The sequence below is a fragment of the Xanthomonas euroxanthea genome (genome assembly GCF_903989455.1).
GTDB lineage: Bacteria > Pseudomonadota > Gammaproteobacteria > Xanthomonadales > Xanthomonadaceae > Xanthomonas > Xanthomonas euroxanthea.
On the sequence record NZ_LR861803.1, the window covers coordinates 1,526,527 to 1,539,774 of the forward strand.

The window sequence follows — 13,248 nt, forward strand, 5'->3', positions numbered from 1 at the left end:
CCGAAACTGCGGACACGTGCTGGTGGAATCGAAACGGTGGGCAATGCGTCAGCGGTGGTCATCGATCGAAGGCGCAGATGCGGCCGTGGGGTTATCGAGAATCGTCGCCGGGTGTGCCGATGCTAGCGCCTGCCTGCAGGCGCCGGTATAGGTCGATATGCAGACTGTGACTGGCAGACAGGCGCATCAGGCGGACTCATCGTGGTGGCGTGCGCACACGATAAGCAGCATCGATCGCTTGGGGAATTCGAATTATTCAACCATATCGATAGCGAGACGCTATGGATGGTATGCCGATGTTCCCAACCTGCGCGCGCGATGTCAGCGCTTGCCGAACAGGCTGCCACCCAGCTTCATGACATCGCCCAGCCCAAGCTTCCCGTCGCCGTCCTGATCCAGCACGCTGCCCAGCAGGCCGTTGACCCCGGTGTTGCTGCCGGCGCGTTGCTGTTCCTGCGCCAGGGCCGGGCCGAGCTGGCTGCTGGCCGCGGCATTGCCGCCGAGGAAGCGCTTGGCCAGATATGCCATCACGATGGGTGCCAGCAATTGCAGCAGCTGATTGGCCTTGCCGGTTTCCAGCCCGGTGGCCTGGCCCAGGCCTGCGGCAGCCTGCGGTGCCTTGTCGCCGAATAGATGCCCCACGATGCCGGCGCCATTGCCTTGCGCACCGCTGGCCGAGCCGCCCAGCAACGCACCGAGCAGGCTGCCGATGTCCGGGCTGCCGGCATGATCGCGCTGCAAGGCACCCAGCAACGCATCGGTGCCACCGGCCTGCTGGCTGTTACGGCCCAGCGCGCCCATCAATAGCGGCAGCGCGGTCTGCACCGCCGATTGCGCCTGCTCGGGCGCGATGCCGAGCCGGCTGGCGAGCTGCTGCAACTGCGGGCCCTGCAATTGCGCGGCAAGTTGATCGGTCAACGAGGCGGACGTGGTCATCGGTGTCTCCGGTTGGACAAAACGTTGCGGCAGCGTGCGCCCGTCGCGCCATCAGGGCAACACGGCACGCGTCGCAATGCAGGGCGAGGGCAGCGATACCGCACAGTGGCAATCAAGCCACTTCAATCGACAACAACACGGCAAGGTTGACCAACCCCGCAAAGCGTAGAGCCAGGCAACTACGCTTTTACGATTCCCGATTCCCGATTCCCCAATCCCCGCACTCAAAGCAACGCCTTCAACCGATACAAGGCTTCCAGTGCCTGCTTGGGCGTGAGTTCGTCCGGGTCCAGCGCCTGCAGTGCTTCCTGCGCAGCGGAAGAAGGTGCAGTGAACAAACCGAACTGTTGCGGCGCATCCAGTGCCGCCGGGGCCATCTGTGCGACCTGGCTTTCGCCGCCGCGTTGTTCCAGTTCGGCCAGGCGATGACGCGCCTGGGTCACGGCGGCCTTGGGCAAGCCGGCGAGCGCGGCCACCTGCAGGCCGAAGCTGCGATTGGCCGGGCCGTCCTTGACCGCATGCATGAACACCAGGCGCTCGCCGTGTTCGACCGCGTCCAGATGCACGTTGGCGATGCCGCTGGTCCCGCCGGCATGCGATTCGTCGGCCAGTGCGGTGAGCTCGAAATAATGCGTGGCGAACAGCGTGTAGCAGCGATTGCTATGCGCCAGATGGCGTGCAACCGCATCGGCCAATGCCAGGCCATCGTAGGTGGAGGTGCCGCGGCCGATCTCGTCCATCAGTACCAGCGATTGCGGCGTGGCGTGGTGCAGGATATAGCTGGTCTCGGCCATTTCCACCATGAAGGTGGATTGCCCGCGCGCAAGGTCATCGCCGGCGCCGATGCGGGTGAGGATGCGGTCGATCGGCCCGATCACCGCGCGGCTGGCCGGCACATAGCTGCCGATATGCGCCAGCAACACGATCAGCGCGTTCTGGCGCATGTAGGTCGATTTACCGCCCATGTTCGGGCCGGTGATGACCAGCATGCGGCGGTCGGCGTGCAGCTCCAGATCGTTGGGTTCAAACGGCTGGTCGCGCACCGCTTCCACCACCGGGTGGCGGCCGCGTTCGATGCGCAGGCACGGTGCGTTGTCCAGTTCCGGCCGCGACCAATCCAGTGCTTGCGCGCGTTCTGCGAAGCCGGCCAGCACGTCGAGTTCGCTCAATGCGCTCGCGCAGCGCTTGAGGCCTTCCAGCTCGCCGCCGAGTGCATCGAGCAGGCCTTCATACAGCAGCTTTTCGCGCGACAACGCGCGCTCGCGCGCCGACAGCACCTTGTCCTCGAAACTCTTGAGTTCTTCGGTGATGTAGCGCTCGGCATTGGTCAGCGTCTGCCGGCGGCTGTAGTGCAGCGGAGCTTTGTCGGCCTGGCCCTTGCTGATCTCGATGTAGTAGCCGTGCACGCGGTTGTAGCCGACCTTGAGCGTGGCGATGCCGCTGCTGGCGCGTTCGCGTTGTTCCAGGTCGATCAGGAATTGATCGGCGTTGGTGGACAGGCGGCGCAACTCATCCAGATCGGCGTCGTACCCGGTGGCGATCACGCCACCGTCGCTGAGCTTGAGCGGCGGTTGTTCGGCCACCGCGCTGAGCAGCAGATGCGCGGTGGCATCGTGTTCGCCGAGTTCGGCATGCAGCGTCTGCAGGCGCGGCGAATCCAGCGGCGCCAGGATCGTGCGGACCTTCGGCAGCAGCGCCAGACCATCGCGCAAGGTGGAAAAATCGCGCGGGCGCGCCGAGCGCAGTGCCACGCGGGTGAGGATGCGTTCCAGATCGCCAAGCGCGCGGAAGGCCTCGCGCACGTCGGCGTCGGCGCCGCTGTCGATCAGCGTGCCGACGGCGTGGTGGCGCTGCACCAAAACCTCGCGCAGGCGCAGCGGGCGGTGCAGCCAGCGCCGTAGCAGGCGCCCGCCCATCGGCGTGACCGTGCTGTCGAGCACCCCGAGCAAGGTGTTGCGGGTGTCGCCATCCACGCGCGTATCCAGTTCCAGATGCCGGCGCGTGGCCGCGTTCATCGAGATCGCCTCGCTGGCCACTTCCATCGCGATGGAGGTCAGATGCGGCAGGCGCTGTTTCTGGGTCTCCTCGACATAACCCAGCAGCGCGCCGGCGGCCGCGGTGGCGCAGGGTTTGTCGTCGATGCCGAAGCCGGACAGGTCGTGCAACTTGAAGAAGGCCAGCAGCTGGCGCCGGCCGCTGTCGGCGTCGAACAACCACGGTGGCCGCCGCCGTACACCGACGCGGCCGCGCAGGAACTCCGGCCAGTTGTCCTCGTCGGGTACCAACAGCTCGGCCGGTTCCAGGCGCGCGATCTCCGCTTCCAGCGCATCCACGCTGTCCACTTCATTGACCAGAAAACGCCCGCCGGCCAGATCGGCCCAGGCCAGGCCATAGCCTTGCTTGCTGCGCGCGATCGCCATCAGCAGCGTGTCGCGGCGCTCGTCCAGCAGCGCCTCGTCGGTGACCGTGCCCGGTGTGACGATGCGCACCACCTTGCGTTCGACCAGGCCCTTGGCCAGCGCCGGGTCGCCGATCTGCTCGCAGATCGCCACCGACTCGCCCAACGCCACCAACCGGGCCAGGTAGCCCTCGTAGGCATGCACCGGCACGCCGGCCATCGGGATCGGCGCGCCACCGGAACTGCCGCGCTGGGTCAGGGTGATGTCGAGCAGCCGCGCCGCCTTGCACGCGTCGTCGTAGAACAGCTCGTAGAAATCGCCCATGCGGAAGAACAGCAGCAGGTCGGGATAGTCCGACTTGGCGGCGAAGAATTGCTTCATGAGCGGGGTGTGCTCTGCAGCCCCGCCGGTGTTCTTGGTTTTTTCTTTTGTGTCAGTGCTTTGCAAGAAATGTTCTTCCGGGATGTGGCGGTCAATCAGGGTCGGTAGCGGCGAGTGACGGTGAGTTTTGTCGCGACGCCGTTGCGGCGACCCTCCGAACGAGATCGGATCGATATGCGACGAAACGGACGAGGCCTTGGAGTGGCGCAGATGTTGCGACGGAACCAGGGGCCGCCTCAAGTCTGCATGGCTCAAGTTTAAGCTCACCCACCGGCAAATCCTTGAGCTGTCTGTCGAGAAGGCGCCGGCCATGGGCCCCAGCGGGCGATTGACCATCGGTCCGAGACCGTCAGACGAAGAACGCAAGCCCTACCGAATCTTGGATGGCAACCAAGAGGCCCCGACAGGGTTTGGCTTCTACATAGGAAAGCGGACAACGACCTATGAAGTGGTCCGGCGTGGCCCGCAGGGCGTGCGTCGCTTCTTGCTGGATCACGTTACTGACATCGGCCTGGAGGGGCGCCTGTGCCGTCGCCAGGGATGAGTTGGCGGTGTTGAGAAGCACCGGGGAGAACCGCCTATCTGCCGACATGGGATCCCATTAGCGATGGGGTGTCCGAGGATCAGGTGCATGTTGAGAATGACGTATCGCCTCTGGATGACGGCGGTGAGAGAACCTCCTGAGTTTTGTACGACGCGCATCACTTCGGTGAGCGCAGACGTGATCGTGAACGGGCACCGGTCGAGGTAAGCCTTGACAGAAATGTGTCATTCTAAGATGATTGAGTGATCACTCATTACACGGTGGCAGATCATGGCGCGTCCCCTGAGCGAAGAAAAGCGCGATGCGCTTCTTCGAGCCGCATGTGCGCTCATCGCGCAGTTGGGCATTGGGGCGCCCACCTCGAAGATTGCCAAGGCCGCAGGTGTGTCCGAAGGAACCCTGTTTACCTACTTTCCCACGAAGGATGACCTTCTCAATGCGCTGTTCCTGGCATTGGAAGGCGAACTTGCCGAATCGATGGCGGGGCCGTACCCGGCGGACGCATCCGCCCACGACCGGCTTTTCGTGGTGTGGAGTCGGCTGATCGATTGGGGGCTGAAGCATGCGGCGGCACGTAACGCCTTACGGCAGTTGAAGGTCTCGGACCGTGTAACGACCGAGAGCCGCCTGCGCTGCCACTCGATTTTTCTGGACGCGCGCTCACTCGTGGAGCGGTGTCTTGCGGAGCATTCGGCGCCTGACAGGCTCACGTTCTACATCGACACCGTGTTGTTCGAGCTTGCCGACATCACCATGAACGCCATCGTGGCAAACCCCGCCGAGCGCGAGGCGATTCAACGGGCCGGATTCGACCTTTTCTGGAAGGGGTCTGCCGCCTAATTTTTTTGCCAGTTAAATGCGTAAGCACTCACTCAAAAAGGAGCGACCCATGTTGCTTGATCAAAGCGGCTTTACCGAAACAGATGTGCCGAACCAGGCAGGAAAATGCTTCGTCGTCACGGGCGCCAACGCAGGCGTGGGCTTTGAGATCTCCCGGGTGCTCGCCGCGCGGGGCGCGCGGGTGTTGCTGGGCTGTCGCGAGCAGGGCAGGGCCGATGCGGCGATTGCGCGCATCAAGCGGCTGACACCCGGTGCCGATCTTGCATGGTTGCCATTGGATCTGGGCGATCTCGATAGCGTCCGTGCAGCCGCCGCACATGTTTTGAAGGAGCCACGCATCAATGTGCTCATCAACAACGCCGGCATCATGAATCCGCCGCTGATGCGCACCAAGCAGGGCTTCGAATCGCAGTTCGGCGTCAACCATCTCGGGGTGTTTGCGCTGACCTCGTTGCTGCTGCCCAAGCTGGCCGAGACACCCGGCTCGCGCGTCGTGGTCACGTCCAGCATCGCGCATTTGAAGGCAACCCTCGATTGGGATGATCTCAACGCCGAGCGGAGCTACTCCAAGGGCGATCGCTATGGAGCGAGCAAACTGGCGAATGCGTTGTTCTTTTTCGAACTGGACCGGCGCCTACGCGCGACCCGGTCGCCCACCATGGCTGTCGGTGCCCACCCCGGCGTGGCCAGCACCAGCCTGGGACGGCACATGGGCCCCATCCAGGTGATGGGCCCACTTGTCGGCCTGCTGCTCAACAGTGCTGCGAAGGGCGCGTGGCCGGCCCTGCTGGCAGCGACCGGGCCCGTGAAGCCCGGCGGCTATTACGGCCCCACCGGCTTCCGCGGGATCAGGGGTGTGGCCGGAGAGGCCAGACGCGCCCCGCAGGCTGAAGACCCGGCGCTTGCCAGGCGGTTGTGGGACATCTCTGTCGCCATGACCGGAATCGACCCTGGCCTGCCTGCGATCTGACCTCACACCCCGTCAATCCCGCCCGGGGGCATTGCGTCGGGCAATACATCGGGTGACCGATGACTGCACACTGTGGAGCCACATCGACATGCGACGACGTCCTTGCGGGAGGCGACCTGGAAGGCAAGCGTGTCCTTGTCACGGGAGCATCGTCTGGTCTGGGTCGCGAGACGGCGCGGGTGCTCGTTGCACACGGTGCCGAGGTCGTAGGCACCGTGAGGGATATGAAAAAACGCCTGGTGCCAGCGCGGCACGACGCGATGCGGCCGTGCGTCGTGGCCGGTTCGAGCTGGTCGAGCTGGACCTGGGAGTTCTTGCCAGCGTCAGGGCCAGCAGATACTGCGAAGATTGCCAGGTTTCTACCGAGTTCAACGCCGCGCAGGACGATGGCTTGTCGGAAGGCTATCGTCCCTATGCGATGGATGCAGCACGCGCGGCTGAACCATGGCGCAGGAGCGAGGACCTTGTCGGCGAACGCTATTAACCAATGGAGTCAACGGGATGCTTTTTGCCCGCAAGCGCGCCGGAAACTCGATAAGGCCGGATGATGCGGATGCGCGATTCGGCGCAAGGCATCCATCATTGAAGGCTGGCGCCGGGGACGCTTGCGCTGCGTTTTCGGTGGAAAAAAGGAATCGCAAAGGAGCATGTTTCTGAGTGGCAGAGGCCCGGCAGTGCCGGGCCTCCTGAGACGGTGGCTAGAATTCCTGCCAATCCGTGGCGACAGCTGTCGAGGAAACAGCCTGTTGCGGGGCACTGATGTTCGCCTTCGCACGTGCAACCGAAGGCAGCGACCTGGGGCCCGCTGGCTTCCTGCTGGAGACGAGTGCAGCGGTTTGAACAAATGGCGACATCGCGGTGGTGTCAATCTTGAACACCGCAACGGCCTCGGTGAGCTGGACGGCCTGTTCTTCCATGGAGCGTGCAGCGGCAGTGGCTTCTTCCACCAGGGCCGCGTTCTGCTGCGTGGTTTCATCCATCTGCGTTACCGTGATGTTGACCTGCTCGATGCCGGCCGACTGTTCCTGCGAGGCCGCAGAGATTTCACCCATGATGTCGGTGACGCGCTGCACGCTGGAGACGATCTCGGCCATCGTGGTGCCCGCCGTATGCACCAGCGTGGAGCCTTCGGTGACGCGCTCGACAGAGTCGTCGATCAGGGTCTTGATTTCCTTGGCCGCAGCGGTGGAACGCTGTGCCAGCGTCCGCACTTCCGATGCGACCACCGCAAACCCACGGCCTTGCTCACCAGCCCGCGCCGCTTCCACGGCAGCATTCAAGGCCAGGATATTGGTCTGGAACGAGATGCCGTCAATCACGGAGATGATGTCGGCAATTTTCTTGGACGAGGCCTCGATGCCGGCCATGGTCCCCACCACCTTGCTGACGATTTCCCCGCCCTGTGAGGCGACGCCTGCGGCACCGATGGCCAACTGGTTGGCCTGGCGTGCGTGCTCCGCATTCTGGCGAACGGTGGAGGTGAGTTCTTCCATCGAGGCGGCGGTTTCTTCCAGGTTGGCCGCCTGTTGTTCGGTGCGCTGCGACAGGTCCTGGTTGCCGGCAGCAATCTCGCTGGCCGCCGAGTTGATCGACACCGCCGATTGCTGGATGCGTCCGACGATCTCTGCAAGCTGCGCGGCGGTGGCGTTGGCGTCGTCGCGCATCTGCGCGAAGACCCCCTTGAACTCGCCCGTCATGCGCGCGGTGAGGTCGCCTGCAGCGATGGATTGCAGCAGCGACGACAGCGATTGCAGGTTGCCGTCCGCGGTGGCCATGAGCAGGTTCAAGCTCTCCACCATGACGCGGAAATCATATTGGAAGCGATCGGCATCGCCGCGCGCGGTGAAGTCACCGTTGGCCGCGGACTGCGCCAGCTGCTTGATCTCGATGTTCATGGCAGACAGGTTCGCCTTGACCTCGTCCATGGTCTGCGTCAGCACGGCTTTCTCACCGGGCAAGCGCTCCATGCTCTCGCTCAGGTCGCCGATGGCGTAATGCCCCATGATCCGTGCAAGGTTCGACTGCACGGCCAGGTGCGAGGCCACCAGGGCATTGGTGTCCTCGGCCATGCGGCCGTAGTCACCCGGGAAGGCCTGGGCATCCATGCGAAAGCTGGTCTGGCCTTCATCGTGGCGCTTTGCCATGTCGCCCTGCGCGGTCAACAGGGCCTGGAGCTGCGTTTGCATGCCTTGCATGGCGCGTAACAGCCGGCCGGTTTCGTCCTTGGCCTGCGTGTGCACGTCGTTGCCGAGCTGACCATTGGCAATGGCTTCAGCCGCTTTCGTGGCGCGTGCCAGCGGCTGGGTCAGGCTTCGGGTGATGAGCCACGCCAGCAGGCTGCTGACCAGCACGACCGCGGCACCGCCAAGGATGAGCAGGAGCTTGCCCCGGTCCATCGATTTGACTGCTTCTGCGTAGGCCTGCCTGCTCTGTCCTTCCTGGCGGGTGACCAGTTCGCGGATCTTGTCCTGCCAGGCGAGGGTAGCGGGCCGCCCTTGCTCGCTGAGGATGTCCTGGGCCTGCGCGTTCTCGTTCCTGGCTGCCAGCGCGATGACTTCGTCGTTGAACTTCATGGACGCTGCCCGACGCTCGTCCATCTCGGCACGAATCTTCCGCCCTTCCTCCGAGCTGGACAGCGCGTCCAGCTTGGTGCGCAGCTCCTGGTAGCGCTGGCGTTGCGCGTTGATCGTGTTGAGTGCTTCGGTGTTGAGCTCTTCGCTTGTCGCCATGGCATACGTGCCCAATGCGATCAGCAGCGAGGAGTTGGCATCCAGCATGCCGTTGCCGACCTGGATCTTGGCGGTGCGGTCGAGGACGATGAAGTCCAGCTGCGCTCGCGCGTTCGCCATGGTGCCCAGGCCGGTGGCCACGAGCAGGCCTGAGAGGAGAATCAAGATTCCAAATGCAACGGCCAGGCGGTGGCCGACGTTGAAGCGTTGGAGAAAAGCGATCATGGACGTCCCAGAAGAGATCAGTAGAGGCATCGATGCTCACGCGGTTAGCGAGCCTGGCATCGGTTTCCCAATAACGGCGCTCTGCTCAAAAACTGGAATATCTGTCACTAAACGATAATCTAACCCTTCAGAAAACGTCCGCGCTGCCGGGGTACGCCTGACGCATGTCAGGCGGAGCGGTTGCGCGCGTGGGAAGGCAATGCAGTTGAGGGTTCGGCAGTTGTCGATGGCTGATGCGCGATAACACCGATGGCAGGGCTATCCACTTCCGACTAGGCACTGTGGAAGAGGTGGAGCAGTGAACGCGCAATGGATGGCAGCAGTGGCGGATGCACTGAGTGACCTGCAGGCGGCAAGAGCGGCTCAAGGCGCGGTGCTCGAGGCGGTGCGCGCCTCGCATCCGGCCCCCGCATCGCTGACTGGCTGCCAGGACCGCCTGTCGTCATCCCTGATGGCGACGGTTGCCCAACGCAAAGCCTTGTCGGCAGCGGCGAAGCCGGTCGAGGTTTACACGCTCGAACAGTTGGCGGCATGGAACGATCGCATCGAGCGCTGCGTCCCGCAGGCGAGGACGCAGTCGCAGGCCTGCTCGTTGCTAGGCTGCGCTGACCGAGCCCGTGCTCGACACCTGGCAGGTCGCCATCCAGCGTTTGGCGTAGTCATACGCGGCGCGTTGATCGGCAAAGGCGATGCTTCCAGGTTGGCAGCGGTGCAAGGTGATGCCGCCGGGCCTGGAAATCAGAAGCTCCGGCAGGAACTTTCCATCGCACGGAACGCTGTGGGCAGTGAGCAGATAATCGCCCACGTGCCGAATTGCGGTGACGCCCAATAGCAATCCTCCTTGATGGGCAGGCACCTACCTTCGTCCAACATCAGTGTCAGACGATTGGCTGTCGATGCTCGCCGGGTGACACGCCATCATTGAAGAAAACAGCGCAATCCACTATCGGCAATAGACGAACGTGACTGTAAGTATTTTCCTGACCCGCCGATGGCGGTGCCGCTGCCAACGCTCCGTGCCCGCGGCCTGTAAGGCTTGGCCCGGTCCTATTGGGCGGCCGACGGGATCGGATGCGCATTGCTTCCAGCCGGATTCGCGCTTGGCAGGGGACCCACCTTGATGAGCTGATCGATATTGTCGAGCTGCTGCATTTCCTTGAACCAGCTGGCTCCCCATCGCGCGCTGAGCCCCTCTGCGTTCAAGGACGACTGGATACGCCGGGCGACCGACACCAACCCGGCTTCGCTGCTGCCAGGCAGGAACAGGGCGAACTCTCCGCGCGCCAGCTGCGCCAGGCTGTCCTGGGGGCGGGTGGCCTGCTTCAGCAGGGCAATGGCCTTTGCTACGTTCTGCTCTGGCCCGACGCCGCCTACCGAGCTGTTGGCGTCCACGTCAAAGCGCAATACGCCGCCTTGCTCGTTGCGATGGCGATGATCCGCCGCTGCCTGCAGGACATCACGGAACGTCCCGAGATCGTAGAGGCCGGCCAACGTTTGTGCATTTTCCATGGCCTGCGGATCAGCCGGCAGCCGTTGCACCTCGGCCAGGTGCTGGGCCCACGATCCGGCCAGGACCCGTCCAAAGGTTTCAACCAGCGGCAGGAGGTGCTCGAGTTTGTCGTCGACGACCCGGTTGTCCAGCCCGCAGAGCATCCCCTCGACCTTGCCAGGGATTCGAATCGGCACGCCCAGGTAGCTTGCGATACCCAGCCGTGTCGCCACGGCGGATTGGGCCAGGTGTTCGACTTTCTGCAGGTCTGGGGCGAACTGGGGGCCGCCCATGACGATCATGCTGCGGCACACCGACTCGGGCCAGCTCAAGGACTGGTCGACCTTCAACCCGAAGGAGGCGTCGGTGCAGCCACGGATGATCCAATGATCGTTTTTGACCTCGGCAAGCACCCAGGTTTTCAGCGGCGTCAGCTCGGCAAGCCGCTCAAGCAGCTCGCTCGCGGTGTCTGCCATGCCGGAGAAGGGGACTTGGGTTCTGAGTTCGGTCGACATGGAGCGGCAGCGTTTGGGATGCATCTGATATCGGCAGTAAAGGATCTCCCTATAGCGAGACCTCGCGCCATTTTCTGAACGGCGGAAGGCCGCCACAGGGCAGGCGTAGGTTGGCCTGAAGTCGACATTCGGCAGGACCGCTGTCCCCACGAAACCGTGAACCGCGGAGGCGAGCGGGCGAGCCAGGCCGCTGCCGCATAGGCGCAAGCGAGGCGTGGCAGGGAACATCGACGCCGACGGTAGAGGCGCCGGGCAGGCGAAGGCGCCAGGTGCGCCATGTCGTGGATATCGGTGATGTGGGGTAATCTGCGCTGTCCCGAGCATGACCGTCCATGCGGACACACACTTCTTCGATTCCCAAGCGTCCCTTGGTTCCGGTAGGCCTCCACTGGGCGGGCATCGCCGTGCCATGGCTCGTGCTCGCCCTGGCCTACGCTCCCGCGGTGGCCCTGACATCGCTGGCCGACAAGCCGCGCGGTGCTCTGGGCCTGCTCGGTGCCTTCCTGTTTCTGGTGGGAAGCTACGTGCCTTGGGCAGCGCTCACGCCGACGCTTCTCTGGCTGTCCAGACGATGGATCATTGGAACAGGGCGAAGCGCGCGTCATCTGGCATTGATCGCCTTGACCGGCCTGGTGGCCATACCGGTGTTGACGGTGCTGGGTTGGCTGCTTGGCCATGGTCTCTTGCACCTGGCAGGGTTCGAGGGCATGGGGTGGCGTGATCTTCAAGACGGCCAGGGCGCCCTCACCGCGACGACCCTGTTCGCTATTCCCCTTTATTTGGTCGTCATGGGGGCAGGGCAGCTCTGGGGCCACCTGGTCTTGAGAAGTGAGCGAGAGCTGCTGCTGGCCCGAGTGAACGAACAGGCGCTTCGGTCCAGGTTGCATCAGCACTTCATCTTCAATGCGCTCAATGCGATCGGAGAGCTTGGCTATCGTGACGCTGCTCGGGCGGACCTTGCGCTTGGCCATGTAGCAAATCTTCTTCGCGCGATGCTGGAAAGCGCGCCCGTGGTATCGCTAAGGGAAGAGATAGGCGCAAGCGCGGAGTTCATCGAGTTGCACCAGGTGCTGTCTGGTGACATCACGTTCAATATCGACATAGAGCCGCGGGCATGGAATGCCCCGGTGTCCTCGATGGCATTGCAGCCGTTGCTCGAAAACGCCATCCAGCATGGAGCACGGGTGGGTGGCTTTGTTCGTATCGAAGTCAAAGCCATTGTCGAAAACGCCGAGCTCATGATCACTGTGCTGAACCCGATCGGTGGCGATCAGCCCAGGGGGCTGGGCATAGGGTTGGATCACCTGAGGAGGCGATTGGCTCTCACCCATGGCGCAGCGGCATCGTTGTCCACCGAGCGGCAGGCGACCTGCTTTGTCGCAGCGCTCCGTCTCCCGGTAGGGACGGAGGCAGCGTGATTCGTACACTGGTCGTCGATGACGTGGCGCTTGCGCGCGACCGGCTTGTGCGTTTTCTTGCGTCCGAGCCCGATGTTCTCGTGGTCGGTGAAGCGGCCACCCTCGAAGCCGCGCTTGCGCGGGCCAGGCTTGGAGATGTCGACCTGGTCCTGCTGGACATCGGTCTGCCCGATGGCAGTGGCCTGGACCTGGTGCGTCACCTGGAAATGCTCGTGCCACATGTCGTCTTCGTCACCGCCTACAGCGTGCACGCGGTGCGCGCGTTCGACGCCGGGGCACTGGATTATCTTCTCAAGCCGGTGGATCCCAAACGCCTGCAGCTTGCGATACGCCGCGTGCGGCAACGCATCGACGGCAAGGGTGCGCAGACAGCCCGCCTGGCCGTTGACGTGGGGGATCGCACCGTCTACCTGGAACCGGCGCAGATTGACTATGTCGAGGTGGCGGGCCATTACGTCTGTATCCACGCCGGAAAGGACACGTATCTGCGCCGCGATAGCCTGGCAAACCTGGCCGATTGCCTTGAGCCACATGGATTTGTCCGTATCCATCGATCGTCCCTGGTGAATGTGACGCGTGTCGTGGCGCTCCGTCCGGCGCGGAACCAGGATGCTCAACTGGAGCTTCTAGGCGGCGCAACGCTGCGGGTGAGCCGACAGTTTCGAGGACAACTCCAAGCGCGCCTGCCCACCTTGTCTCAGCCGCTGTTGCACGACTGAGGTCGTCGGACGCACGAGTCGCGCCACACGCAGCCAAAGCCGAGTGCGGCGGGCGCATCGTCCCGGTGTCCTTTCCCGATTTT

General features: G+C 63.6%; 10 protein-coding genes and 1 pseudogene. 7 read left to right on the forward strand and 4 right to left on the reverse strand.

From position 1 onward, the window contains the following. Nucleotides 1-321: 321 nt before the first annotated feature. Nucleotides 322-936: a DUF937 domain-containing protein gene (locus H7A86_RS06580; protein WP_119132591.1), complete on the reverse strand. Its 615-nt coding sequence runs from the start codon at nucleotides 934-936 to the stop codon at nucleotides 322-324. A gap of 224 nt (nucleotides 937-1,160) precedes the next feature. After that, nucleotides 1,161-3,716 carry a DNA mismatch repair protein MutS gene (gene mutS / locus H7A86_RS06585; RefSeq protein WP_425509740.1) on the reverse strand — a complete coding sequence of 852 codons (2,556 nt, stop codon included), beginning with the start codon at nucleotides 3,714-3,716 and terminating at the stop codon, nucleotides 1,161-1,163. Nucleotides 3,717-4,530: 814 nt separating this feature from the next. Here mutS and H7A86_RS06590 point away from each other — a divergent pair. The 4 genes and pseudogenes from H7A86_RS06590 to H7A86_RS20935 all read left to right on the forward strand — a co-directional run bounded on the left by H7A86_RS06590 (nucleotide 4,531) and on the right by H7A86_RS20935 (nucleotide 6,554). Continuing rightward, a complete protein-coding gene (locus H7A86_RS06590; protein ID WP_119132594.1) occupies nucleotides 4,531-5,100 on the forward strand; it encodes a TetR/AcrR family transcriptional regulator in 570 nt (189 codons plus the stop codon). Nucleotides 5,101-5,149: 49 nt separating this feature from the next. Then, complete coding sequence (locus H7A86_RS06595; RefSeq protein WP_119132595.1) at nucleotides 5,150-6,070, forward strand: oxidoreductase; 921 nt, start codon at nucleotides 5,150-5,152, stop codon at nucleotides 6,068-6,070. 59 nt (nucleotides 6,071-6,129) lie between these two features. After that, nucleotides 6,130-6,255, forward strand: a pseudogene (locus H7A86_RS20930) (hypothetical protein); the annotation flags it as partial. An 83-nt stretch (nucleotides 6,256-6,338) separates the two neighbouring features. After that, the gene (locus H7A86_RS20935) at nucleotides 6,339-6,554 is read left to right on the forward strand and encodes a hypothetical protein (protein WP_232099356.1); all 216 of its coding nucleotides are present in this window, start codon (nucleotides 6,339-6,341) and stop codon (nucleotides 6,552-6,554) included. A 214-nt stretch (nucleotides 6,555-6,768) separates the two neighbouring features. Here the strand turns inward: H7A86_RS20935 and H7A86_RS06605 are convergent, their stop codons facing one another. Then, nucleotides 6,769-9,024, reverse strand: coding sequence for a methyl-accepting chemotaxis protein (locus H7A86_RS06605; RefSeq protein WP_119132596.1), 2,256 nt, complete (start codon nucleotides 9,022-9,024; stop codon nucleotides 6,769-6,771). A gap of 298 nt (nucleotides 9,025-9,322) precedes the next feature. Here H7A86_RS06605 and H7A86_RS21165 point away from each other — a divergent pair, with 298 nt between their 5' ends. Continuing rightward, nucleotides 9,323-9,856, forward strand: a complete 534-nt coding sequence (locus H7A86_RS21165) for a hypothetical protein (protein WP_321186582.1) — start codon at nucleotides 9,323-9,325, stop codon at nucleotides 9,854-9,856. A gap of 215 nt (nucleotides 9,857-10,071) precedes the next feature. On the opposite strand, the gene H7A86_RS06615 is transcribed toward H7A86_RS21165, so the two are convergent. Continuing rightward, a complete protein-coding gene (locus H7A86_RS06615) occupies nucleotides 10,072-11,028 on the reverse strand; it encodes a GAF domain-containing protein (protein ID WP_119132597.1) in 957 nt (318 codons plus the stop codon). A 416-nt stretch (nucleotides 11,029-11,444) separates the two neighbouring features. Between H7A86_RS06615 and H7A86_RS20940 the strand changes: the two genes are divergently transcribed. Then, nucleotides 11,445-12,446 (forward strand): sensor histidine kinase, encoded by a 1,002-nt coding sequence (locus tag H7A86_RS20940; RefSeq protein ID WP_232099270.1) that lies wholly within the window; start codon nucleotides 11,445-11,447, stop codon nucleotides 12,444-12,446. Then, nucleotides 12,443-13,165, forward strand: a complete 723-nt coding sequence (locus tag H7A86_RS06620) for a LytR/AlgR family response regulator transcription factor (RefSeq protein ID WP_232099273.1) — start codon at nucleotides 12,443-12,445, stop codon at nucleotides 13,163-13,165. The genes H7A86_RS20940 and H7A86_RS06620 overlap by 4 nt, the downstream gene beginning before the upstream one ends. Nucleotides 13,166-13,248: the final 83 nt, after the last annotated feature.